Source organism: Idiomarina solivarensis (genome assembly GCF_033052755.1).
GTDB lineage: Bacteria > Pseudomonadota > Gammaproteobacteria > Enterobacterales > Alteromonadaceae > Idiomarina.
Genome location: NZ_JAVFHZ010000001.1, coordinates 102,543 through 126,511, shown reverse-complemented (window position 1 = coordinate 126,511; position 23,969 = coordinate 102,543). Strand labels below are relative to the sequence as shown.

Sequence of the window (23,969 nt, the reverse complement as noted above, 5' to 3'; positions counted from 1 at the left end):
AAGAGCCCCACCAGCAGTATCGGCGCTAAACAAGTCATTATCAAAGCCAAATAAATCAGCCATTCGAAAACGAATTCACTTATCAGCATGAACTTGATCTCCCTCATTTAACTGGTCCCAGTCAAACGCGTTGTTGCTACGTAGAATACCAACTAAGCAGATAAGGCCGGAAACTGCGCATGAGGCCAATGCAGCGACATAAAAGCCAATAACGAAATAACCCAGCATACCGAATGCTGTTCCAAACGCCATAGCACAAGCAGCGTACCCTCCGGTCAAACGACGATGATAAAGTCCCAATACTATTGGCCAGATTGTGCTTGCGACAAATGCGCCTGCGAAATTCAACAAAGCCCCTAACGTCGCAATACGCGGTAAGCAAAACAACCAGGTCATAATGCCTAAGCCCAAAATACAGCTACGGTTAAAACGCATGAGTGTTTTATCACTCGCTTTGGGCTTCAGTCTTTTATGAAAAATATCCCGAGTTACTAAATCGGACGTTGCAGCAAGTAATGAATCCAGACTGGATGCCAAAGCAGAGAAGATAACAATGAAAACAACAATGGCTCCGGCTTTACCCAACACTGCCGCTGCAACCGTCGGTCCAATCATGTCAGGACTTGGTGGGAAAATGCCCAGCTGAGGGGCAGCAAGCGCGATAAAACCGGTAACGATAGGAATAGGCAGCCATAGCAACCCTCCTGTTAAATAGGCTTTATAGGCCACATTTTTTTTAAAAGAGAGTGCCCGCGACCACCAGACATTGGAGTGAAATATCTCACCAAGTCCAAAGAAAATATTGTTAAACAAAAACATAATTGCCGCAGGAAATAAAAGATCCAGAAGCCGCGGATGTTCAGCGGTCAAGTTGCTGTGAATGCTTTGCAAACCAACATTATCAATTAACCAATACGCAATAAAACTGACACCGACAATAATGATCAATGCCTGGATAAAGTCAGTAGCAATAACCGCCCGCATTCCGCCAAACAGCGTATAACCAACACAAATAAGTAATATGGTTGTCATGCCAATGTGGTAATCAAGACCACTCAACGATTCCAGCAAAATACCACCAGCCATACCTAAACTGATTAACCATCCGAACGCATAAACAACGGAAATGATAATGAAGATCAGCCAGGCAAAATTCCCGTACCTCAGCCGTACAAAGTCTCCGGAAGTGTAGCCATTGGGTAATAATTCTTTAATTCGTTTAGCCATTGGCGCAAATAGAATCAAACCTAATGCAGCAAAGGAGTACCCTATCATTCCCCATATGCCAAACTGATAAGTTAGCTGAGGTGCCACCAGCGTGGTGTTACTGGTTACCCAGGTTGCCATGGCTGTTGCTGCAGCAAAAGCAAATCCGACATTGCGTCCCGCTAACGCAAAATCTTCGTGACTGCGGTTCTTTCGTCCCAGCCAATAACCAAAAGCAATCCAAAACACCCCAAACAGGATGATAATGGCGATACCAGTACTCGTTTCTAAAGCAAATTCAGTCATGGTGTTCTTTTCTGGAGTGTACCCATTGGCGGTGCAATAGGAGTAAAGTTGCTACCAGGGTGACAAAAATAACCAATCCGATAAAAAACAGTGTCAGGGCCTGCCAAAGTGGGTAATGTTTTACAGTGACTTTAATCGTATTGCTGATAAGACTTTGACCGTTAGCATTTTGCGCACGGGCGCGTAAATAGTACGAGCCGTTACTAAAACCCGTCAGCGAAATGTCTTTAAAATCGCCCAGTGTCGGGAACTGGCGAGTGCTTTGCGTGAACTCTGAATTGCTGGCAACCTCAATGGTAAGTCTGTTAAGCTCCGCTTCATCGGCAGCACGAACAGAAACGGTAAAATAACCTTCTTTAACGACAGAGCCAGGCCCGCTTAGCGTTAATGAGTCTGCAAGCGTCATTGTTGGCAGCATGCTAAGTAAACATAAAGCCAACAAAATATATCGATAGTTAAAGCAGTTTTTCTCTTTGATCATTAAGACGTCTGCTCACCAGCGTAGGTTGAAACTTCAGGCTATCAGCAGATCTTCGCAATTTCAACTGTTTGAGGCTGTCATCTGTTTTGTGTTTTTAGCCGTAGTTAACTCAACATATTATTCACGTTTAGTGGTCAGATATTCAATGAAAAAGTATTTATGCAGTCTGGGGTCAAACATAGAACCTCAACATCACTTTTCTCAAGCTCGGGCTGCCCTCGAGGTATTGTCTGGCGATATAACCTTCTCAAGAAACATTCCGACATCTCCGGTTGATATCAACACCGACAATGCATTTTTAAATGCTTTGTTTATTATTGAAACGCCAATGACCGCTGGCGAACTAAAACGTGAGTTTAATAGAATTGAAGAGGCACTTGGGCGTGATCGTTCTGATCCGGAGCGAAGCCTAAAAGACCGCACCATCGACATCGATATTCTTGGAAGCGTTGAAGAAAGCCCGAAGGTACCTGATTATTTAACTTCCTTACTACCAGATTTAGGACTCGCCTCATGAAAAAAACAGCAATAATTACCGGTGCAGGACGACGTTTTGGTTTTGAATTAGCCAAATCTTTACTGGCAGAGGGGTATCAATTATTTGCCCACTATAATAGCTCTCGTGACGGTATTGATGAATTAGAATCTCTAGGGGCAAAAGGGGTGCAGGCAGATTTCACCGATGTAGCGAGTGTAAAAGCCATGATCCGCACAATCAGCGATGCAACAAGTTCCATCGAGCTTTTAGTCAACAATGCGTCTTGCTTTTTTGACAACGAAACCGTTGATACCGATAACGACGCGTTAGCCTCCGTATTCCAGGTGCATGGTATGGCACCTTATTTACTTATTAGCGGCTTGCGACAGCAATTAAGCCAGTCAGAAAATGGACTGGTCATTAATATTACCGACATTTACGCAGACCGCCCTTCCACTGATTATATCGCCTATTGCGCTGCAAAGGCCGGGCTGGCCAATATGACTCAAGCGTTTGCGAAAACTTTAGCCCCTTCGGTGAGAGTCAATGCCATTCAGCCGGGTCCAATTCTCTTTCTACCCGAACATGATAAGGAGCATCGTCTACAAGTTCTGGATGAAACACCGCTGCGTGTGGAAGGAGGTTTAGGACCCATGATAGAGACCGTTCGGTTTTTACGCGACAACCCTTTCATTACCGGAGAATCAATCAAAGTTGATGGTGGTCGCGGCTTGATGATATAAAAAAACCCGGCGCAATGGCCGGGTTTGCTTTCACAACTTATTCTGCGTTTATTTAAGCATTCCGCGCAATACGTAATGTAAGATACCACCACTTTTGTAGTAGCTCATTTCATTACCGGTATCGATACGGCACTTAACCTCAAACTCAACTTCGCTTCCATCCTTGCGTTTCGCAACAACTTTCAGCATTTGTCCGGGTTTTAGATTATCATCCAGGCCTAAAATCGATATCTGCTCTTCGCCGGTCAATTTGTGCTCTTTAACGCCTTCGCCTTCAGCAAACTGCAGCGGCAGAACTCCCATACCCACCAGGTTAGAACGGTGAATACGCTCGTAGCTTTCAGCCAATACGGCCTTAACACCTAAAAGCGTTGTACCTTTAGCAGCCCAGTCGCGACTTGAACCTGTACCATATTCTTTACCTGCCAACACAACGAGCGGTGTATCGTTTTCCATGTACTTCATGGCCGCATCGTAAATTGGCATCTGCTCGCCAGTTGGAATGAACTTGGTGTAACCACCTTCAACATCATCCAACATTTGGTTCTTGATGCGAATATTGGCAAAGGTACCACGCATCATCACTTCGTGATTACCCCGGCGAGAACCATAAGAGTTAAAGTCTTTAATTTCTACGCCATTCTCCTGCAGATACTTACCTGCCGGTGAGTCCGGTTTAATGGAGCCTGCTGGCGAGATGTGATCCGTCGTAATTGAATCAGCAAATACAGCCAACACGTTTGCGTCTTTAATATCGCTTGGCGCTTCCAGTGGCTTATCAATACCTTCAAAGAACGGAGGATTCTTCACGTAAGTAGAATCATCCTGCCAGTTATAAGTATTGCCTTCAGCAACGCTAATTGACTGCCATTCTTCATCACCTTCAAAGACTTCGCCGTATTCTTTGCCGAACATCTCGTTATCCACCATTTCCACAGCTTCGGCAATTTCTGAACTGCTTGGCCAGATGTCTTTTAAGAACACATCGTTACCCTCTGAGTCTTTTCCTAAAGGATCTTTACTCAAATCGGTACGTGTTGTTCCAGACAGCGCATAGGCAACAACTAAGGGTGGCGAAGCCAGCCAGTTCGCCTTAACTTCCGGATGAACTCGCCCTTCAAAGTTGCGGTTACCTGACAACACAGAAGATACCGTCAAATCGCCTTCATTAATGGCTTCAGTAATCTCGTCATCCAGTGGACCCGAGTTACCAATACAGGTAGTACAACCGTAACCGACTAAGTTAAAGCCCAGCTTATCGAGATATTCATCTAAGCCGGCTTTAGCAAAATAATCGGTAACCACTTTAGAGCCCGGAGCCAGCGAAGATTTGACCCATGGCTTACGAGCCAACCCTTTCTCCACGGCCTTTTTGGCCACTAGCCCGGCTGCCATCATGACACTGGGGTTAGACGTGTTAGTACAAGAGGTAATCGCAGCAATCACCACGTCACCATGCGACAATGAGTAATCCTTGCCTTTAACCTGCACTTCTTTGTCTTTCTCGCCTGATTTCCCGTTAGTTTCCAGAATCAAGTCAAAATTGCTGCCCAGCTGCTCCATATTCACCCTGTCCTGAGGGCGCTTAGGTCCAGCTAAGGACGCTGTCACAGAATCCAGATCCAACTCCAGCGTGTCGGTGTATTCTGGCTCATTGTCATTGTCACGCCATAAACCTTGAGCTTTAGAGTATTTCTCGACCAGCTCAATGGTTTCCTCATCGCGGCCTGACAGACGGAAATAGCGCAGAGTTTCATCATCTACCGGGAAGAAACCACAAGTTGCACCATATTCCGGTGACATGTTCGAAATGGTTGCCCGGTCTGCCAATGGCAGGTTATCTAAGCCTGGACCGTAAAACTCAACGAATTTGCCAACAACGCCTTTTTCACGCAGCATTTGGGTAACCGTTAAAACCAAGTCAGTTGCAGTAACACCTTCTTTCAGCTTGCCTGTCATACGGAAACCGACAACTTCCGGTATCAGCATAGAAACAGGCTGACCCAGCATAGCAGCTTCGGCTTCAATACCACCGACACCCCAGCCTAATACACCAATACCGTTGATCATGGTGGTGTGTGAGTCAGTGCCGACCAAAGTATCGGGGTACGCAAAAGTTTTGCCGTCTTCTTCTTTCGTCCAGACGCTTTTACCTAAATACTCTAAATTGACTTGGTGGCAAATACCCGTACCCGGTGGGACGACGCGGAAGTTTTTAAAGGCGCCCTGTCCCCACTTCAGGAACTCATAACGCTCTTTGTTTCTTTCCATTTCAAAGCGTACGTTTTGTTTAAACGCCCCTTCCGTAGCGTATTTATCAACCATAACCGAGTGGTCGATAACCAAATCGACGGGGGATAGCGGATTAATCACTTCCGGATCATGTCCCGCTTTTGCCACTGCATCACGCATAGCAGCCAAATCGACAATGCCAGGAACGCCGGTAAAGTCCTGCATCAGAACTCGCGCTGGTCGATATTGAATTTCACGGTCAATTTTTTTCTTCTTCGACCAGTCGACCATGGCTTGCAGGTCATCCTTTGTGACGGTTTCGCCGTCTTCATTGCGCAATAGGTTTTCCAGTAAAACTTTCATTGAAGCCGGAAGTTTTGAAATATCCCCCAAAGCCTCTTCTGCTTTAGGCAGGCTATAGTAATGAAAGGTTTTCCCTTTTACGTCTAACGAACTTAAGGTTTTCAGACTGTCTTTGCCTGACATAGATTCTCTCCCTTTCGCTTCCAAAGCGTTTTTTTAGCCCAACGGTCTTCTAAATATAGACAAACACAACCGTTTCAGCCATAGAATTTATACGTTGATGAAAACATAAATCACAGGTTTGTGCCAATTAACTGGTGGTTAAGTACTCAGTTAAGCGGCTATTTTTATTATAAATTGTGTTTATATTACATAGTCCGTAAAAAGCGTTTAAGATCAACAAACATCAGTCTAACCGAAATCAATAAGGACATAATGGATGAGTCAGGTACTCGACGATTTACTCAACTTGCTGACCCTGGAAGGCATTGAGGACGGACTTTATCGTGGTCAAAGTCAGGATTTGGGCTTTGGTGCCGTTTTTGGCGGTCAGGTGATTGGACAAGCGCTTTCTGCTGCAAAAGAAACTCTGCCACAAGAACGGGTTTGTCATTCTTTTCACAGCTACTTTTTGCGTCCGGGTGATGCAAAAAAACCTATTGTCTACGACGTTGAAACCATACGCGACGGGAAAAGCTTTTCGGCCCGAAGAGTAAAAGCCATCCAATACGGCAAGCCTATCTTCTACATGACCGCCTCTTTTCAGCAGCAGGAAAGCGGTTATGAACATCAGGATACGATGCCTGAGGTGCCAGGTCCTGAAGGCCTGGTCTCAGATTTGGACATTTACCGCGAACACGAAGAGCTGATACCCGCCCCGCTACGCAAAAAGTTCATTTGTGATAAACCCATAGAGATGCGGTTTGTAACGCCCTATAACCCGTTTAAGCCGCAGAAAGATGAGCCTCGCCGTTATGTCTGGTTTAAAGCCAACGGTAATATGCCCGATGATCAAAGAGTTCATAAGTATTTACTGGCTTATGCGTCTGATTTTAATTTCCTGCCAACGGCACTGCAACCCCATGGAGTGAGCTTTGCCCAGCCTAATATGCAGGTTGCTACCGTTGATCACGCTATGTGGTTTCATCGCGACTTTCGCATGGACGACTGGTTGCTTTACGCGATAGACAGCCCATCTGCCAGCGGACAGCGCGGTTTAGTTCGCGGGCAAATTTTTACTCGAGATGGCGTACTAGTGGCATCGACAATTCAGGAAGGTGTAATGCGGGACCGCGGTTAAACGCGATCCCGAAATAGCTTTAGGTCAGTGACACAAAGAAGCCGGCAATTGCGGCACTCATCATGTTTGCCAAGGTTGCGGCTAAAAGAGCACGCATACCTAAGCGAGCAATATCATGGCGTCTGCTGGGCGCCATCCCACCTAAGCCACCCAACAAGATAGCAATCGACGAGAAGTTAGCAAAACCACACAGAACGAACGTAATGATGACTTGAGAGTTTTGGCTTAATTGGTCTTTGTAATTGACAAAGTCCAGGTAAGCGACAAATTCGTTGATCACCAACTTTTGCCCAATAAAACTTCCGGCCAGTTGCGCTTCATCCCAGCTTACACCCAATACATACGCCACTGGCTGAAACACATAACCGAAAAGCTCCTGCAGGGTCAGGTCGGAATATCCAAACCAGCCACCAACCCAGCCGAAAATACCGTTAACTAATGCAATAAGCGCAACAAAGGCCAACAACATAGCACCCACGTTCATTGCCAACTGAAGTCCGCTGGATGCGCCTTGTGCGGCAGCATCAATAACGTTCGCGGAGTTATCTTCAACTTCTACTTCCTCAAGGTCATTGCGCGGCTTTTCGCATTCGGGGATCATCATCTTCGCCATCAGGAAACCTCCCGGTGCCGCCATGAAGCTTGCCGCAATCAGATATTTTAACTCCACGCCAACACCGGCATAACCGGCTAGCACCGAGCCCGATACAGACGCCATGCCACCGACCATCACGGCAAAAAGTTCAGACCGAGTCATGGTACCGATAAAGGGGCGTACCATCATGGGCGCTTCTGTTTGTCCCACAAAGATATTGGCAGCGGCAGACATAGACTCCGGACGACTGGTTCCCAATAACTTTTGCAGACCACCACCCAAAATGCGGATAACCCACTTCATAATACCTAAGTAATACAAAACAGAAATAAGAGAGGAGAAGAAAACAATGACCGACAGGACTTGAATAGCGAACACGAAACCAAACTCTTCTGATGCCAGGTTCCCAAACAAGAAATCGATACCCGCTTTAGTGTAACCAATAACGGCGGAAACACCTTGTGCAAAGCCAAACAATAACTCACGACCAAGAGGCACATAAAGCACAAAGCCCGCTAATACAACCTGAATACCGAAAGCCCCCAGGACGGTGCGCCAGCGAATGGCTTTCCGGTTCGTTGAAACTAAGTAAGCAACGATAAAAATGACAGCAACGCCGAGAATACTATTCATAAAAGAACCAATTTTTTATTCCGCCAGCAACTGACGTATTTTTGTTTTTATAATATCAATCGCGATTTCGTTTTGACCACCACGAGTAACAACGAGATCTGCGAATTGCTTAGACGGGAATATAAAGTCAAAGAATGCGGGGCGGACGTACTGCTCATATTGTTCTGCAACCGACTGTAACGTGCGGCCTCGTTCTTCAATATCGCGTTTTATACGGCGCAGCAAGCAAATGTCTAAAGGAGTATCCATAAATACGGAGATATCGAATTGCTCACGCAACTTCTCATCCGTTAGCAACAAAATGCCTTCAACCATCACCACTTTTGCCGGTGCTACCCGAATAGACTCATCCAGACGAGTGTGTGTTTTGTGGCTGTATTGTGGCATATCAACAGCCTCACCCGATTTTAACTGGCGCAAATGCTGCATCAGTAAATCATGTTCAAAAGCAGCTGGCTGATCATAGTTCGTTAAAACCCGCTGTTCCATCGTCATATGACTTTGGTCACGGTAGTAAGCATCTTCTGCCAGAATAGCAATACCGTCAGTTCCTAACTCAGCCACCAACTCCTGATATACCGTTGAGGCAAACAGGCTCTTTCCTGACGCTGAGGCGCCAGCTATCGCTATTACTGTTATTTTACTCACAAGCTTCCGTTTCTATTTGCTGTAAACCGCGCGCAATTATCCTTGATTGTCCGCGTAATTAAAAGACTTGACTGACACCTTTATTGTCACAACTTTTACCCTTAAACCCAAGAATGTTTAATTTCGTTACAATTTAGTCCGAACATCTATGTCGACCTCTCGTATAGTAAGCGCGCTTAATTAAAATAATTCAGGAACTATTATGAAAATGATGAAGACCTTAACAGCGGTCGCCGTAACAACGGCTTTGTTAGGTGGCTGCCAGACAACTCAGTCAGCTAATAATAACGAACAGACCATCAGTCAGTCCCAATTTCCGGAGATTAACGTAAACTACGAAACCTTTACTCTGGATAATGGCTTAACGGTAGTTGTTCACGAGGACCATAAAGCCCCTATTGTGGCAGTAAATGTCTGGTACGCCGTTGGTTCAAAAGACGAAGAGCCGGGTAAAACCGGTTTCGCTCATTTATTTGAACACTTAATGTTTAATGGTACAGAAAACTACGACGATGAGTATTTTGGTCCGTTTGAACGCGCCGGTGCTACCGAAATGAACGGCACAACAAACAATGACCGTACTAACTACTTTGAGAACGTCCCTACCCCAGCACTTGATATGGCGTTATGGATGGAATCTGACCGTATGGGTCATTTGCTCGGAGCAATTACTCAGGAAAAACTGGATGAACAGCGCGGCGTTGTTCAAAATGAAAAGCGTCAGGGCGAAGCACAACCGTACGGTAAAGCATGGAGCTATATTGCCGAGCAAACCTTCCCTGAGGGCCACCCCTACTCCTGGTCAGTTATTGGTTCAATGGAAGACTTGAACGCAGCGTCTCTTGACGATGTGCATCAGTGGTTTGAAAATTACTATGGAACCGCTAATGCAGTATTAGTTTTGGCGGGAGATATCGATGTTGAGACCGCAAAAGAAAAGGTAACAAAATACTTTGCCGATATAGAGCCTGGCAAACCGCTACAAAAGCAGGAGTCCTGGGTTGCTAAACGCGAAGAACAGAAACGCGCAACCATGGAAGACCGAGTGCCGGCTGCCCGCGTCTATAAAGTGTGGAATACGGCAGAAATGGGCACCGCAGACTCTGAATATCTTAGCCTGCTTGCCGACATTCTGGCCAACGGTAAAAATTCACGTTTGTATGAGCGTCTAGTGTATAACGAACAAATAGCCAGCTCTGTTAGTGCTTTTCAATATGGTCGTGAATTAGCCGGACAATTTTTAATTACTGCTGATGCAAAGCCTGGGGTTGAGCTTGAGCAGATTGAGAGCATCATTGATGAAGAAGTTGAGCGCTTAATTAATGAAGGGCCTACTACAGCAGAACTGCAACGCACTAAATTCAGTACAACAGCCGACTTTGTTCGTCGTGCTGAGAAAGTTGGTGGCTTTGGCGGCAAGTCAGATATTCTGGCATCTGGAGCAGTTTACCACGACGACCCAGGCTTTTATCAGCAACAGATGGAATGGACAAAGCAAGCGTCCGTGAATGATCTTCAAAGTACAGCTGAACAATGGCTAAGCTCTGGTGATTTCGTTCTTCATGTTGTACCACAACCAGAATATACCACGCAGGAAACCAACGCCGACCGCTCACAATTGCCAGACATAGGCGACCTGCCGGAATTGGAACTGCCGCAAGTTGAACAATTTACCTTATCAAATGGTTTAGACGTTTACCTGGCACAACGCAGTGACACACCAACCGTGGAAATGAGTTTAGTGTTTGACAGCGGTTATGCTTCTGATGTCGGAGCGAAACTGGGTACAGCCAGTTACACCATGTCGATGCTCAAAGAAGGGACAGAGAGCTTAAGTGCATTAGAACTGAATAAGCGTCTCGAGTCACTGGGAACAAACCTAAGCGCATCCGCCAGTCTCGACAGTTCGCGCATTAACATGGACACCCTGACAGTAAACTTTGCGGAAAGCTTATCGTTAATGAGTGATGTCCTGCAGAACCCTGCTTTTGCCAAAGAAGAAATTGAACGTAAACGTTCAAACTGGTTAGAGCAAATACGTAAAGAACAGGCTAGACCTCAAACACAAGCCTTACGTGTACTACCTGGGCTCATGTTCGGTGACGGGCACGCTTATAGCCAACCGCTAACGGGGTCTGGTACAGCAGAATCAATCAAGTCTTTAACTCGCGACGACTTGGTTCAGCACGCACAAACCTGGTTGCGTCCCGATAACGCAAGACTGGTCATTGTTGGCGACACCAGCGTTGAGCAAGCTAAAGCTTTATTAGAAGAAGAGCTTGCCAGTTGGCAGGCACCAGCGTCTGACAAACCCCAAAAGACGTTTGATTCCGCTATGGCATCGGATAACAGCCGTGTATTTTTGATTGATAAGCCGGGAACTCCTCAGTCATTGATCATTGCTGGCCAACTTGCGCCTTCTGGCCGAGTTGATAATGCCGACACCATCGATGTCATGAACACCATTCTTGGTGGCAGTTTTACCAGCCGTCTGAACATGAACTTACGGGAAGACAAAGGTTGGTCCTATGGTGCACGCTCTATTTGGCTGGATAACGAAGGTCCTGGATTGCTAGTGGCTTTGGCACCGGTACAAACCGATAAAACCAAAGAATCTATTGAGGAAATTGTTAAAGAATTTACTCAATACGAGGGAAGCAAACCGGCAACACAAGACGAGCTCGCTAAAGTAAAAGCCAATAAAACGGCTAAGTTACCAGGCGCTTATGAAACAAAAGGCAGCCTGCTTAGCGGTTTAGTCGGTACCTTTAATAAAGGTAAAGATGTCGAGTACCTGGAAGATTATGGACAACGCATCAACGCTATTACACTTGAAGATATAAGGGAAAATGCGGATCAGGTTCTAAAACCGGAAGCAATGACCTGGGTTATCGTTGGAGACTTAGCTGAAATTGAAGAAAAAGTCCGTTCACTCGATTTGGGTGAAGTGACCATTCTAAGTGACAGCGACGTTAAATAACCGTAATGACACCCCAGTCTTGATGGCTGGGGTGTTCTTCTTGTATTAACCTCCGAACAATTGCTCTGCACGACTATGCAATATCCAGCTGGTTAAAATGTATTTATCGTTAGAAATTGGCGTTCTGCCCCGATGAGTATGCGTAAAATACGCTGGTGCTATGACCATTTGCCCCGCTTTTGGCATTAATGAGCGGTCTTGGTAATAAAAATCGGTTTCCCCTCCCTCATCGACATCATTTAAATAGTACATAAACAGTAACGCCCTATGCAGTGGTTCCGTCGAACCTTTCTGTGGGAATGCTTCGCAATGCCAATAATTGTAGTTTCCTTCCCCTTTTCGGTAACGTTGCATTTGTATAGCGCCCACGCGAAACAGCTTTTGCATAATGGCCATTTCATTGCCTTTAGCAACTTCATCAAAGTTATCGTGCGTCAGCGGCGTCGGTTGCTTCGTTTTCGGATGTTGCAGCGTAAGAGCTACGGGGGCAATCAAGGCAAAATGGTATTTCTTGAAATACTCCAGTGCATAGCGGGCTGTCGTCTGTTGTATTTGTAACAACAGCTCCTGGTATTCCGTATGATTGTTCAGGGCTAAATCAGTGCTGGCTTTTTTACTAACATCGACACCACCGCCGGTGCGCCCTTGAAAAGTATGTGGAGACTGTTCAAATACGTTAATTAGTTGCTCGCAAAACTCGGAAGATAAGGCGTTGTCATAGGTTTCGATAAAATCATTCATAGCGACGACTCTTTCCAGTAACGGAATATTTAAGGATAAAAAGTGGCGTTTAAAAAAATTTTAATTTAATAAGCTGTCGACTTCCGGGGCTGGCTTACCAATATAGTAGCCTTGTAGATACTCAATTTGCTGATCACACAGATAACCATTGACGTCTTCGTTCTCAACGAATTCAGCAACGATAGGAATGTTTAACTCCTTACAGATACTAATTAACCCATTGAGAATACTGGCACTGGTTGGGTCATGCAGAATGTTCTGGATAATACTGCCGTCAATCTTGAGATAATCTGGACGCAAACTTATCAGGCGCGAAAAATTGGAATAACCAACACCAAAGTCATCAATTGCAATCTGTCCGCCTAAGCGCCTGACTTCTTTAGCAAAAGCCTGGACTTTGCTGAAATCTTCTGTTGATTCCGTTTCGGTAATTTCAAAAATGAGCTTAGCTCTTTTATGTTCTGCCAGTACATAGTGAATAAAACTGACCGTATCGTCATTCAAAACGTCTTCAATCGATAAATTCACCGATATAGCCACCTGATACTGCTCTGACGTCAGCACCGCCTGCTCAATAACAGAGCGGGTTATCTCACAGTAGTAGCGAGTAGTCTTCGCTTTATCTAAAAATAACCCAGGGGTCAGATCTTTATTGTTTTCCCTCAGCCGAACTAAAGCCTCGTAATAGCTTGGTTTATCTTTCTTTGTGCTTTTAATTGGCTGATAGTAATTCACGAAGCGATGATCAACTAAAGCTGATTGAATTTTAGGTATCCAGTTCACTCTATTTTCATTCAAAAATTCACGCTCATAAACCACCTGAATTTTGTAGCCAGAGTAGATAGTTTTAGCTTTAGATAGTGCACTCTCAGCTAACTGTAGCTGTTTATTACGACCAACGCCCATGCCAATAGCAACATCGAGAGCGATATCGCTATTTCCAACTTTGAGCTTCATTGAAGACAAGGCTTGATGAAAGCTTAACAAGTGATCCTCAAATAAATTCGGAATCATTCTAAAGTCGGGAATTAATGCGAACTTATCGCTGTACATACGATAAATATTGATGTGTTTCGTTTTCAGAAACGCTGATGCCCAAGCACTAAATTCGCGCAAAAGCTCATCGCCAAATTCAAGGCCGTAGAAGTCTGCGTAACTTCTGAATTTCCGAATATCCAGTACCGCAAGGCATTGCGCCTCGACACGTTTAAGGTCATTGAGTAAGTCAACTCGGGTCGGTAATCCGGTAACCTGATCAAAACGCGCCTCCCGAAGCAATTCATCGAGATAAATTTCGCGAGAAATATCCTGAAATAACAAAACCTGTTCGGTCAACTGACCATCGGTTCCATATAAAGGGATTGCCATGCAGCGACACCAGTTATTTCGGTTAGAGCTCTCTAAGCAAAGAGTTCCATTCCACGCATCGCCTTTATCTGAGGCTTTTTTAATCGCATTAACCACACCAGCACGATTGTCGACAGGGAGAAAAGCTGAAAAAACAGTGGTTTCCCTTAAGTAACGAATGTCGAGTAGCTTGTGAAGAGATTCACTCATCCAACGAATAGTGCCTTCCGGCGACAGTCGTGCACATAAAGCTGAAGATTCAAGCGTATTAATGTACTGCTTTAACAAAAATGTATCACGCATTCATGCTTGCTCGGCTTATGTCAAAAAAATAAATGTTAGTTTTATGTAATGTACCGAATTCGCTAAGATAATAACAGTGCACACCGAAGATATTTACTTAACCTGGGTCATTGACTCCCGTATAATTCGTTCAAAATTTATTTCACCCGTTATCTGTCAGGTAAATTCTCATGAAAAAACTAATTTCAACACTGATATTATTCAGTGCCCTTTCATTTTCTGCTCATGCAGAAAAGTATTGGTCAGATACGAGCTTAACTTACTTAAACGGCAGTGATTACGAACTGGGAGATACTGACCGGCAGGTACTGACCTTTGAATATATCGGCGGCTACAGCTGGGGTAAAATATTCAGCTTTGCCGATAGACTAGAGTCCTTTAACGGCGATACCGAAACCTATATCGAGTTGTCTCCTGAACTGTATTTGTTCGAGTTTCAGGATAGTCCCGTTAAGAATCTTAGCCTTACCAGTACAGCTGAAATGGGAGATGGCTTCACCAATTACTTGTATGGTTTTGGCGCTGCATTCAATGTCCCGGGTTTTCAGTATGTCGAACTTGATGCTTATAAACGAAATAACGATGGCCTGCCTAACAACTATCAGTTAACAGCAACCTGGGGATTGCCTTTTTCAGTCGGTAACACCAAGTGGCTCTATGATGGTTTTATTGATTACGCTTCAGGCATCAGCAATGTTGGTCCCGCTAACTTAAACTTTACGTCTCAGCTCAAATGGAATATTGCCCCTTATTTCGAGTTATCAGCACCGCTTTATGTTGGTATTGAGTACGTGTATTGGCGTAATAAATTTTATATTGACGGGTTAAATGAGAACAATCCGAATCTTTTGGTCAAATGGCACTTTTAAAGAAAAAGGGGCCTTAAAGCCCCTTTATTGACAAAACTACCGTTCAAAAACGGTAAGTGACACCAATATTTAATGCATTAATAGTGTACTCGTCTTTATCAATTAACTTGATCCAATCAATAAAATAGGTGGTCCGGGGATTACGATCGTACTGGATACCCGCGCCATAACTTAGGCTGTTAAGAGTGGTATCCTGTCCACCGACTCTAAATTTCCCGCGGGTAAATCCACCGGTCACATACAGCGCCACCTCAGGCGATAAATACAAGCGGGGTTTCGCCAGAATACTCGCTGAATAGTCCGTTTCAAACTTTACGCCCTTATCACTGCTGCTGTGAACACCAAAACCGTAACGGGCTTCTGCGGACAAGCTGTTGCTGTAACGGTACCCCAGCATTAAATTGGCCGTGTGGGGCGTAAATGAAGGAGAGCCTATAAGCTCACTATCAACATTGAGCTGCGCTAAAGACACGGCCCCGTAATAACCGCTGTCTTGCGCGTGTGCAAAAACACTGAACAGTAAAAATGCAGTGCCAGCCAAAATAGTCCTTAAAAACGTCATACAACTCCCTTATTAACGTGATTTTCCTGATTCAGTTATTTTAGCAGACTCCATTACAGGTGATATACCCCCTGATAATCAGCAACATTCACGTTATACGATGTATTTTTCATTAAATAATCGCGAAAGGTTTCAAGTGCATCTACCTCACCATGCACCAATTCAATTGCTGTGCTCGGCTTTAATTTAGACTGTGCCAGCCAATCGGTTATTTCTTTGTAATCAGCATGACCTGAAAGACCTTCTAATGAGCGTATTCTTGCTTTCACCGGTAACCATTGTCCATGAAGTTTAATCGACTCTGCGCCCTGTAGCATTTTCGCCCCGCGGGTGCCTCCCGCCTGATGGCCGCTAAACAGAACCGTGGCACGATGATCGGTTAACCAGCGTTTAAAGTGATGAAGAATGCGTCCACCCGTTGCCATACCACTTCCGGCAATAATAATGTGAGGGCCCGTCTGAGACGCAATCCCTTTAGACTCATCAACAGAGCGCGTGTACTCCACTGTACTGAAGGTTCTTGAACAATCCGAGTCACTTAACCGATGAAGCTTGTGAAACCGCTGATAAAGACCAGACACATTAATCGCCATAGGCGAGTCTAGATATATAGGTTGCTTGGGAATGCGTTTTTCATCCATGAGTTTTACCAGCAAATATTGCAGCAATTGTGCCCTGCCAACTGAGAAGCTTGGAATTAATAAGACCCCTCCCGCCTGTGACGTCTCATTAACCACTTCTGCCAGCTGATCTTCAGCTTGTGCTGTTTCTGCATGCCGACGGTCGCCATAGGTAGATTCTAATAAAAGTAGGTCTACATCGGGTAAAGGCTCAGGTGAGTACATCATGATATCCTGAGGTCGGCCAACATCACCAGAGAACCCTACTCTCTTACCTTCCGCCTCAACAATTACACTGGAAGCGCCAAGAATATGACCCGCGGGCTGCAACAAGATGTTGATATCCCCAATTGAAAATTGCTGATGAAATTCGACTCCTTGAAACAACCGCATAGCAGACTTTGCAGTTGCCTCATCGTACAAAGGCTCAGGTTTATCATGGCGACTCAATTTATGCTTACCTAAATACTTAGCGTCTTCTTCCTGAATACGCCCGCTGTCTGCCAACAGGATATCGCACAAACCTACCGTTGCATGGTGTGCAAATACAGGCCCTCGGAACCCTTCTTTGTATAGCACCGGAACAAAACCCGAATGGTCCAAATGAGCGTGAGTCAATACAACACCATCAACTTGATTAATTCCCATAGGAAGCGGTTGCCAGTTGCGTCGACGTAACCACTTATACCCTTGAAAAAGACCACAGTCGATTAAGATTCGGGTCGAATCCGTTTCTACTAAATATTTAGAACCGGTAACCGTCTCTGCACCACCTAAGAATATGATACGCATGAATTTTCCTTCTCTATACGATTCTTCCCATGCCTTTTCGCTTCTAACAAAGCTTTATCGGCACGATCAATTGTGGCCATAATATGTTCATTGGCCACCACCTGGGCGACTCCGAAACTACAGGAAAAGTAATGTTCAGTGCCAACAAGCGTTGTTTTGCTAATTTCAACTCGCAGTCTCTCAGCCGTTTCTTCAGCATAGTTAACCGAACTTCCCGGTAGTAAAATCATAAACTCATCACCACCGAAACGCCCCAGCAAGTCGCTATTTCTTAAGGCCGAAGCAACCCGGTTGGTTATTTGAACCAGAGCTTGGTCACCAGCAATATGGCCATAGCTATCATTAATCTTTTTAAAGTCATCGACATCGAACATGATCAAAGAAAGCGGTTTATTCTGACGTTTACTCAACTTTATTAACGCATCCGCACGCTGCATAAAGTGTTCACGCGATGCTGTTCTTGTGAGCCCGTCCTCTGATACTTGTCGAGTCAGTAACTGGTTATGAGCTATAAGAGTAGGAACCGTTAACCCAAACCACACACTGGCTGCAATAACCGTGACAGCAAACTGATAAACAATGGCATAATCCATTAACCCCAACAGCCCTACGGCTAATGCAGTCGTTGTACTGAATAGCGCCAGAGCAATGGCTGTATTCAGTGGAGATTCTGTATAAGAAACCCAAAGTAAAGGCAGGATAAGGAAAAATATTGAGAAAGCGGCTTCGTCTTTATCTGCGGTAACCGTTAATATCAGACACAGTGCTAATAACACTAGGATAAGTAGGATTTTCCAGACAAAAGAACTCTGACTTCCTGTTTTTACAGTAAAACTGAGCCCACCTAACCAGTGCTCTAGTTCTGGGTAACGCCAACTCATCAAACCGATAAACAGTGGCGACAGGACAATAATTCCACTCATATCGCCAATCCACCAAGGCAGCCAGGTATACCAGACAGCATCCGCTTCAAGCATTCCTCTGGCTGCCATCACTTCGGTTCCAAACCATGCAGCAAATAATGAGGAAGCAGCAGCAATACCGAGAAAGGCCATAATGGTGCTTGCCAGGCCATGGCTGCCTAAGCGGGTCAGTTTCGATCGTAATAGCCAGGCTCCAATAAAATAGGGAGTACAATGAGCTACACCGAATATTAACCCTGTTGTAACGGCTTCGCGGACAACAATTTCATTTCCGTATAAGCCCGTCACCCATAAAGTCGATAAAACTCCGGCCAGTAAAAGAGCCGGTATAGCTTTCCAGCGCATCACTAAAAGCGCCGCAAAAGTTAAGCCAGCTGGAGGGAACCATATACTGGCATGGGGTCCATATTCCATAATGGCGGCGACCCGCCACAAGACGACCCAACTAATGGTTAATAATAAGCTTCTGAATAAATACTGGCTCAAAATAAATCTTTTGAATAAAGCAAATGTATACTTCTACTGTTATCACAAACCATGATAAAGGCAACTATTAAACTCATTGACTTAATCTTTTTTAATTGCTTCACTCAGTCAATATAAGGAGTGAGGAATGACACAGTTATACCCCAAGGCCGATCAGTTTTTGGCCAGCACGCATCAGGTTGAAAACCAGCCCTCAACGCTGGAAAACTATAACCTATACCTAGCCGACAAAGCTCTGCAACAAGCCGTTGAACGTGAAGGAGCCAGTTGGGCTTTTTCTGATCTTATTGCCTTTGGCGAACTGGCCGGAAAGCGTGAAAGTATTGAACTGGGTTTTCAGGCCAACAAGTACCAACCGGAATTGCGCACACATGATCGCTATGGACATCGAATTGATCAGGTCGACTTCCACCCCAGTTATCACCAACTGATGAGCACAGCCATTGAGCACGGTTTGCACGCAAGCCCATGGAGTGAGCCTAAACCAGGCGCTCATGTCGCAAGAGCAGCCAAATATTACTTACATACTCAAGTAGAAGCTTCACATGGCTGCCCTGTTACCATGACTTTTGCAGCATTACCGGCACTTCGACATCAACCGGATTTACTGAAAGAATGGGGCCCTAAGATTACGGCGCGCCATTACGACCCACGGAACCTGCCTCATACCGAAAAGCAAGCCGTTACCATTGGTATGGCGATGACCGAAAAGCAAGGCGGATCGGATGTCCGGCTTAACAGCACACGAGCTTATCCTATCGATAGAGAAGGCTCAGGCCAGGCCTATGAATTGGTTGGGCATAAATGGTTTGTTTCAGCACCAATGTGCGACGCTTTTCTGGTTTTGGCCCAAACAACCAATGGACTGTCTTGCTTTCTGGTTCCCAGATGGCGTCCTGACGGCTCAAAAAACCCCATTCAAATTCAACAGTTGAAGCAAAAAATGGGCAATGCCGCTAACGCGTCCAGTGAAACTGAACTTCGCGGTGCATATGGTCAGATGGTGGGTGAGGAGGGTCGTGGCGTACGCACCATCATAGAAATGGTCGCCACTACCCGTTATGACTGCATGATAGGCTCTTCTTCAGGCATGCGACAGGCGGCAGTTCAGGCCATTCATCATGCCAGCAACCGCAAAGCTTTTGGCGCAATGCTAAGCGACCAACCTTTAATGCAAAACCTGTTAGCTGATTTAGCACTGGAAAGTGAAGCAGCGATGACATACACCATGCGCATAGCTCGCGCCATGGATAATCAGGATAACGAACATGAAAAATTGCTATCAAGAATAGCCACACCTGTAGGCAAGTATTGGATTTGTAAACGAACACCTAACCACGCCTACGAAGCAATGGAAGTAATTGGAGGCAGCGGTGTAATGGAAAATCACATTATGCCAAGGCTGTTTAGAGAGTCTCCGGTAAATGCCATATGGGAGGGCAGCGGCAATGTTCAATGTCTGGATATTTTAAGAGCAGTAGAGAAACAGCCGGATGTTTTGGATGCTTACTTTACCGAATTGCAACGTGCTGAGGGTGCGGATAAGCGCTTTGATCAATTTCTAATGCGCCTGAAGAATGAGTTTACTGACAAAAACACCATACAATATCGGGCTCGTACTATTGCCGACAAGTTGGCGGTTGGCTTACAAGCCGCCTTGTTAGTCCAGCACGCGAGTAAGGATATTGCGGATGCGTTTTGTGCCAGCCGGTTAGAGCAACATGGCGCCTTTAATTACGGCACATTACCACCCGGGCTCAACTGTGCTGCGATTGTCGAAAGGGCCTCACCAAGAGTCGAACAATGAGCTCCCCGAGTATCGCTAACAATAACCCCGAAACCAACCCAAATAGAATGGCACCGGGGTTTAGCTTAACGGTGTAAGAAAAGCTGGCACGAACTTCGCGCTGGATATCATCAACCGGTGTGAAAAATGCCTGTTGATAGGCACTCCATGCATTTTTACTGAAGTCTTGATAGGCTTGGTTCAGTCGCTGGTTTCGTTGATAAATAACGCTGATACTTTGCCCACCTTCCTGAAATACTTTGTCATCGCTGGCCTGGTAATGCGCTATCAGTTCTTCAATACTGCCATCAAAAAACCGTTCAGCTTCATCACGGAATTCATCCAGACTGCGCTCAGACTCAATTAAATGTGCCTGCAGACTTTTACCATACTGATCGACAAAACCGGGCAGCTGTATACCCGCCAGAACACCCGTAATGAGTAAGATAATGCGTAAATAGGAAGTGAAGATTGCCATGGTCTCTCCTTACAAAGCCAAAACCACTTTAGAGTAGACCTTGAGTGACAAGCAAACTTAATTACTCTTTATTACATTTAGTTGGCGAGTACCACGGCATTTTTGCCTTCTTTTTTCGCCTGATACATGGCTTTGTCTGCTCTCGCCATTATCCCTTCTATTGTATAAAGTTCAGAAGGTTTATCGCACTGGCAAAGCCCTATTGAGAGAGTGACCGGTAATTCAGCATGCCCTATTCCACTGACCAGCTGACTGCGCAAACGCTGCATCATAAGCTCAGCGTCCTCTGCTGAAATCATCGGGTGAATCGTAGCAAACTCATCACCACCAATACGGGCTACATAGTCAGTGTGCCGACTGTGTAAACGAATAAGCTCAGCGATTTTTTGCAAAACTTCATCACCGAAATGATGCCCGTGTTCATCATTGATTTCTTTAAAATCATCTAAATCGATAAAACTCACAGCGAAGGGGGTCCCCTGCAATTCCAACTGTTCTATTTCATCCTGCAACTGCGCGGTAAAAGCGCGCCGGTTCATAATTCCGGTTAGATGATCAGTGAGTGCCTGACGCTTTTCAAATTCAAGCTCCAGTCGGATCTTATCTTCGGCTTTTTTCTGTAAAGTATAGTCACGCACTATCGCAATACCATACAACTCGCCTTCTAACTCAAGCTGGTTGAGCATGATATCAACATGGAAAGTGGAACCATCGCGGCGAATTGCCGAAAAAATTAAACCGTTGCCCATTGAACGTCGGCCAGGGTACTTAAAAAACTTTATCAAATGTTGATCATGTTTCTCGCGCACATCTTCCGGCAACAACTGGTTAAGATGCAGCTCCAGCATGGATGATGACGAATAGCGAAACATCATTGCTGCCGCCTGATTAACAGCAATAATGAAGCCCTGCCGGTTAATAACGACGGCACCATCAGGAATCACTTCCAGAAAATCAATAAAGGTTTGTTTTACTTCCATTTTCTGATGCGGCTCCATTATTCTGTCGCTTTAAACTTTGCAATAACACCCTTTTGCAACGGTATTAACCCACTTAGGAGCCCTTGAGCTCACCGAAACTGACGGAATCAACTCTTCCACAAAGCTATTCTCTGTAGTACAGAAAGCACCGTCTGCGTATGGCCCAATGTAAATAAGCTTTGATGATTTATTAAACATAATAATGGCAGGCGTTGCTGGTACGAAGTCTTTTAGGCTCGAAACTTGATCAATATCAATTATAAGGTTCTGGCCATCGGACTCTGTCACTTGTCTTTTTACGCTGGCTATATGACCGGATGAGCGCCAATTGCAAGAACAGTCCTGTGAAGTGATATGAAAAACACGTCCCGGCACTTCGTAGCCAAGATGCTTGAGCTCTGCGACTAGTTCACGTTCAAGGCTCTCGTTGTTGCTAAGTTCCAATAGCAGTTCCTGCTCATCAAACCAGACTAAGCGCTGCTCCAGTAAGTAACTGATGCCAAAAAGTACCAATCCAAACCAGACGATAACAGCAACAATAAGCCATCGGTTGCGTGATTTACTTAGAGTTTTAGTCAACGATAAAACGCCCTACTTCTGCATCAAGCTGGTCTGACGCACTTTTCAGTGAATCAGCATTTTTTTGCCCACTGAGCAGCAATTCCGTTTCGGCCTCAGATAGCTCGCGCATTGTCTGCGCCGATCGAGAAATATCTTCACTTGCATTTCTTTGTTCTTCAGTGGCAGCGGCAACTGAGATCACTTGCTCCGCAACATGATGAATTCGCTCTGCAACTGCTCTCATTGATTCTCCTGACTCATCAGAATATATCACCGCATCATCAATTTGCCGAACACAAGCGTCCATTGAACTCACAGCCTCTGCAACTTCAGTAAGTATACTTCGGCTAATTTTACTAATTTCTTCAGCATTTCGACCAGTTGTTGCAGCCAGTGATCTTACCTCGTCAGCAACCACGGCAAAGCCGCGGCCTTCCTCTCCGGCCCGGGCAGCTTCAATAGCGGCATTAAGTGCCAGTAAATTCGTTTGTTTGGTAATATCGTTAATAGCCTCGACAACATTCGATATTTGGCGGCACTGATTATCTAACGTACTCAACTTCTCATTTGTTGCCAGTACATTGGATTTCAGTGAACCAATAGAGTCAGCTGCCGTTTTGGCTACACTTTCTGCGTGTTCGGAACGTTCAATGGACTCCTCTGCCGCAACTTTCACATCATTTGCCTGCTCGGAGATACTGCTGATAGTAACCGCCATCTGTTCAATTGCACTGGCAATGCTGTCTACCTCCCTGGAAGTTTGCTGTCGGCTGTCCATTAATTCCTCTGTTTGATGAGACAGTGCACCTGAAACACTCTGTACTTGGCCAGCCAGGCTCCGAGTACTTCGGATATTACCCTGAAACTGATTGAGCAACTCTCTAAACGCCACTACTTCATTGCTCTCTCCTTTAACTTCTACGGCTAAATCGAGCTTATCAGACTGCTTTACAATATCAGCAATGCTGTCGCGTAAAGCCTGAGCGCTAACCGCTTCCGTGTCGCTTTGTTTCGCGATAAAAGAAAGTACCACGGCTTCAGCTATCGCAAACCCCGCATGAATGGCCAGAATACCGAGAGTGACATAGCCTTCTGCAAAAATATAAACGTCAGCACCGTTAGATTGCAGAATAAAGAATAGAATATGGTGAACAGCGACCACTGCGACACTTGTGACGACAATAGCCCAATCGCGATAATAAATCAGAAACGCCATTACCACGAAAATTTCAAAATGCATTTCAACCAAACCCATGGTTTGATCGATATGAACGGCTGTAATAAGTTGAACAGCAGCGGCTATAACATGTCGTGTCAGCTTGCTTTGCCCCGCCGTCCGAATCAGCAACAACGGTAAAGACACAATCAGTAACGACAACAATACAGGTACAAACCAGTCGTTGGTAAGAAAGGCGATAACTAGCGTGATCAGTAGCTGAATCAGCAAGACGCCGGTAAAAACTCGATTGGCGGAATTAATCCACGGGCGGTACGACATGAAATTTCCTTTAAATATCCTCGGGGGGAGGAGTAAAACGGCGCGAATAATGCGCTCAAATTTTCATCAAATCAAGAAAAGTTATCCTATTACGCTGGTTTCTAAATAAAGGTTTACT

At 45.2% G+C, this 23,969-nt stretch carries 20 protein-coding genes; 6 read left to right on the top strand and 14 right to left on the bottom strand.

Annotation, left to right across the window (positions count from 1 at the left end):
* Positions 1-75 precede the first annotated feature (75 nt).
* Together RBK99_RS00590 and RBK99_RS00585 are read right to left on the bottom strand one after the other, a co-directional pair.
* Positions 76-1,512 carry a sodium:solute symporter family protein gene (locus RBK99_RS00590; RefSeq protein WP_317502706.1) on the bottom strand — a complete coding sequence of 479 codons (1,437 nt, stop codon included), beginning with the start codon at positions 1,510-1,512 and terminating at the stop codon, positions 76-78.
* Complete coding sequence (locus RBK99_RS00585) at positions 1,505-1,993, bottom strand: hypothetical protein (protein ID WP_317502705.1); 489 nt, start codon at positions 1,991-1,993, stop codon at positions 1,505-1,507. Before RBK99_RS00585 ends, RBK99_RS00590 begins: the two co-directional genes overlap by 8 nt.
* A 145-nt stretch (positions 1,994-2,138) precedes the next feature.
* Here RBK99_RS00585 and folK point away from each other — a divergent pair, with 145 nt between their 5' ends.
* Together folK and RBK99_RS00575 are read left to right on the top strand one after the other, a co-directional pair.
* Positions 2,139-2,510 carry a 2-amino-4-hydroxy-6-hydroxymethyldihydropteridine diphosphokinase gene (gene folK, locus RBK99_RS00580; protein ID WP_317502704.1) on the top strand — a complete coding sequence of 124 codons (372 nt, stop codon included), beginning with the start codon at positions 2,139-2,141 and terminating at the stop codon, positions 2,508-2,510.
* A complete protein-coding gene (locus RBK99_RS00575) occupies positions 2,507-3,214 on the top strand; it encodes an SDR family NAD(P)-dependent oxidoreductase (RefSeq protein WP_317502703.1) in 708 nt (235 codons plus the stop codon). The genes folK and RBK99_RS00575 overlap by 4 nt, the downstream gene beginning before the upstream one ends.
* Before the next feature lie 48 nt (positions 3,215-3,262).
* Here the strand turns inward: RBK99_RS00575 and acnA are convergent, their stop codons facing one another.
* The gene (gene acnA / locus RBK99_RS00570; RefSeq protein WP_317502702.1) at positions 3,263-5,932 is read right to left on the bottom strand and encodes an aconitate hydratase AcnA; all 2,670 of its coding nucleotides are present in this window, start codon (positions 5,930-5,932) and stop codon (positions 3,263-3,265) included.
* 256 nt (positions 5,933-6,188) lie between these two features.
* Here acnA and tesB point away from each other — a divergent pair, with 256 nt between their 5' ends.
* Positions 6,189-7,049 carry an acyl-CoA thioesterase II gene (gene tesB / locus RBK99_RS00565; RefSeq protein WP_317502701.1) on the top strand — a complete coding sequence of 287 codons (861 nt, stop codon included), beginning with the start codon at positions 6,189-6,191 and terminating at the stop codon, positions 7,047-7,049.
* 19 nt (positions 7,050-7,068) lie between these two features.
* Here tesB and RBK99_RS00560 read toward each other — a convergent pair whose 3' ends face one another.
* Both RBK99_RS00560 and udk read right to left on the bottom strand, forming a co-directional pair.
* Positions 7,069-8,277 carry a NupC/NupG family nucleoside CNT transporter gene (locus RBK99_RS00560; RefSeq protein ID WP_317502700.1) on the bottom strand — a complete coding sequence of 403 codons (1,209 nt, stop codon included), beginning with the start codon at positions 8,275-8,277 and terminating at the stop codon, positions 7,069-7,071.
* Positions 8,278-8,292: 15 nt separating this feature from the next.
* On the bottom strand, positions 8,293-8,925 hold the full coding sequence (gene udk, locus RBK99_RS00555; protein WP_317502699.1) for a uridine kinase: 633 nt from the start codon (positions 8,923-8,925) through the stop codon (positions 8,293-8,295).
* Between the two features lie 202 nt (positions 8,926-9,127).
* Here udk and RBK99_RS00550 point away from each other — a divergent pair, with 202 nt between their 5' ends.
* Positions 9,128-11,905 (top strand): M16 family metallopeptidase, encoded by a 2,778-nt coding sequence (locus RBK99_RS00550; protein WP_317502698.1) that lies wholly within the window; start codon positions 9,128-9,130, stop codon positions 11,903-11,905.
* 45 nt (positions 11,906-11,950) lie between these two features.
* Here RBK99_RS00550 and RBK99_RS00545 read toward each other — a convergent pair whose 3' ends face one another.
* Both RBK99_RS00545 and RBK99_RS00540 read right to left on the bottom strand, forming a co-directional pair.
* Positions 11,951-12,646 (bottom strand): 2OG-Fe(II) oxygenase, encoded by a 696-nt coding sequence (locus tag RBK99_RS00545; RefSeq protein ID WP_317502697.1) that lies wholly within the window; start codon positions 12,644-12,646, stop codon positions 11,951-11,953.
* Positions 12,647-12,706: 60 nt separating this feature from the next.
* Positions 12,707-14,296: an EAL domain-containing protein gene (locus RBK99_RS00540; protein ID WP_317502696.1), complete on the bottom strand. Its 1,590-nt coding sequence runs from the start codon at positions 14,294-14,296 to the stop codon at positions 12,707-12,709.
* 170 nt (positions 14,297-14,466) lie between these two features.
* Between RBK99_RS00540 and RBK99_RS00535 the strand changes: the two genes are divergently transcribed.
* The gene (locus RBK99_RS00535) at positions 14,467-15,165 is read left to right on the top strand and encodes a nucleoside-binding protein (RefSeq protein WP_317502695.1); all 699 of its coding nucleotides are present in this window, start codon (positions 14,467-14,469) and stop codon (positions 15,163-15,165) included.
* Positions 15,166-15,208: 43 nt separating this feature from the next.
* Here the strand turns inward: RBK99_RS00535 and RBK99_RS00530 are convergent, their stop codons facing one another.
* From RBK99_RS00530 to RBK99_RS00520, 3 genes are read right to left on the bottom strand one after another with little or no spacing between them, the layout of a single operon-like run.
* The gene (locus tag RBK99_RS00530) at positions 15,209-15,727 is read right to left on the bottom strand and encodes a porin family protein (protein ID WP_317502694.1); all 519 of its coding nucleotides are present in this window, start codon (positions 15,725-15,727) and stop codon (positions 15,209-15,211) included.
* Between the two features lie 53 nt (positions 15,728-15,780).
* Positions 15,781-17,139, bottom strand: a complete 1,359-nt coding sequence (locus tag RBK99_RS00525; RefSeq protein ID WP_317502693.1) for an MBL fold metallo-hydrolase RNA specificity domain-containing protein — start codon at positions 17,137-17,139, stop codon at positions 15,781-15,783.
* Positions 17,121-18,548: a GGDEF domain-containing protein gene (locus RBK99_RS00520; protein ID WP_317502692.1), complete on the bottom strand. Its 1,428-nt coding sequence runs from the start codon at positions 18,546-18,548 to the stop codon at positions 17,121-17,123. Before RBK99_RS00520 ends, RBK99_RS00525 begins: the two co-directional genes overlap by 19 nt.
* A 127-nt stretch (positions 18,549-18,675) precedes the next feature.
* Between RBK99_RS00520 and RBK99_RS00515 the strand changes: the two genes are divergently transcribed.
* Positions 18,676-20,355 (top strand): isovaleryl-CoA dehydrogenase, encoded by a 1,680-nt coding sequence (locus tag RBK99_RS00515; RefSeq protein WP_317502691.1) that lies wholly within the window; start codon positions 18,676-18,678, stop codon positions 20,353-20,355.
* On the opposite strand, the gene RBK99_RS00510 is transcribed toward RBK99_RS00515, so the two are convergent.
* The 4 genes from RBK99_RS00510 to RBK99_RS00495 all read right to left on the bottom strand — a co-directional run bounded on the left by RBK99_RS00510 (position 20,306) and on the right by RBK99_RS00495 (position 23,851).
* Entirely contained in the window at positions 20,306-20,812 is a 507-nt protein-coding gene (locus RBK99_RS00510; protein ID WP_317502690.1) for a DUF2937 family protein, read from the bottom strand. The two genes, RBK99_RS00515 and RBK99_RS00510, sit on opposite strands and share 50 nt — an antisense overlap.
* A 77-nt stretch (positions 20,813-20,889) precedes the next feature.
* Positions 20,890-21,792, bottom strand: a complete 903-nt coding sequence (locus RBK99_RS00505; RefSeq protein WP_317502689.1) for a GGDEF domain-containing protein — start codon at positions 21,790-21,792, stop codon at positions 20,890-20,892.
* A gap of 30 nt (positions 21,793-21,822) precedes the next feature.
* The gene (locus tag RBK99_RS00500; RefSeq protein ID WP_317502688.1) at positions 21,823-22,371 is read right to left on the bottom strand and encodes a DUF6436 domain-containing protein; all 549 of its coding nucleotides are present in this window, start codon (positions 22,369-22,371) and stop codon (positions 21,823-21,825) included.
* A complete protein-coding gene (locus tag RBK99_RS00495; RefSeq protein ID WP_317502687.1) occupies positions 22,364-23,851 on the bottom strand; it encodes a methyl-accepting chemotaxis protein in 1,488 nt (495 codons plus the stop codon). Before RBK99_RS00495 ends, RBK99_RS00500 begins: the two co-directional genes overlap by 8 nt.
* Positions 23,852-23,969 lie beyond the last annotated feature (118 nt).

Excerpts from the sequence above, each read along its gene's own strand:
- RBK99_RS00590 (WP_317502706.1), bottom strand. The coding sequence starts at position 1,512 with ATGACTGAATTTGCTTTAGAAACGAGTACTGGTATCGCCATTATCATC.
- RBK99_RS00585 (WP_317502705.1), bottom strand. The coding sequence starts at position 1,993 with ATGATCAAAGAGAAAAACTGCTTTAACTATCGATATATTTTGTTGGCT.
- folK (WP_317502704.1), top strand. The coding sequence starts at position 2,139 with ATGAAAAAGTATTTATGCAGTCTGGGGTCAAACATAGAACCTCAACAT.
- RBK99_RS00575 (WP_317502703.1), top strand. The coding sequence starts at position 2,507 with ATGAAAAAAACAGCAATAATTACCGGTGCAGGACGACGTTTTGGTTTT.
- acnA (WP_317502702.1), bottom strand. The coding sequence starts at position 5,932 with ATGTCAGGCAAAGACAGTCTGAAAACCTTAAGTTCGTTAGACGTAAAA.
- tesB (WP_317502701.1), top strand. The coding sequence starts at position 6,189 with ATGAGTCAGGTACTCGACGATTTACTCAACTTGCTGACCCTGGAAGGC.
- RBK99_RS00560 (WP_317502700.1), bottom strand. The coding sequence starts at position 8,277 with ATGAATAGTATTCTCGGCGTTGCTGTCATTTTTATCGTTGCTTACTTA.
- RBK99_RS00550 (WP_317502698.1), top strand. The coding sequence starts at position 9,128 with ATGAAAATGATGAAGACCTTAACAGCGGTCGCCGTAACAACGGCTTTG.
- RBK99_RS00545 (WP_317502697.1), bottom strand. The coding sequence starts at position 12,646 with ATGAATGATTTTATCGAAACCTATGACAACGCCTTATCTTCCGAGTTT.
- RBK99_RS00540 (WP_317502696.1), bottom strand. The coding sequence starts at position 14,296 with ATGCGTGATACATTTTTGTTAAAGCAGTACATTAATACGCTTGAATCT.
- RBK99_RS00535 (WP_317502695.1), top strand. The coding sequence starts at position 14,467 with ATGAAAAAACTAATTTCAACACTGATATTATTCAGTGCCCTTTCATTT.
- RBK99_RS00530 (WP_317502694.1), bottom strand. The coding sequence starts at position 15,727 with ATGACGTTTTTAAGGACTATTTTGGCTGGCACTGCATTTTTACTGTTC.
- RBK99_RS00525 (WP_317502693.1), bottom strand. The coding sequence starts at position 17,139 with ATGCGTATCATATTCTTAGGTGGTGCAGAGACGGTTACCGGTTCTAAA.
- RBK99_RS00515 (WP_317502691.1), top strand. The coding sequence starts at position 18,676 with ATGACACAGTTATACCCCAAGGCCGATCAGTTTTTGGCCAGCACGCAT.
- RBK99_RS00510 (WP_317502690.1), bottom strand. The coding sequence starts at position 20,812 with ATGGCAATCTTCACTTCCTATTTACGCATTATCTTACTCATTACGGGT.
- RBK99_RS00505 (WP_317502689.1), bottom strand. The coding sequence starts at position 21,792 with ATGGAAGTAAAACAAACCTTTATTGATTTTCTGGAAGTGATTCCTGAT.
- RBK99_RS00495 (WP_317502687.1), bottom strand. The coding sequence starts at position 23,851 with ATGTCGTACCGCCCGTGGATTAATTCCGCCAATCGAGTTTTTACCGGC.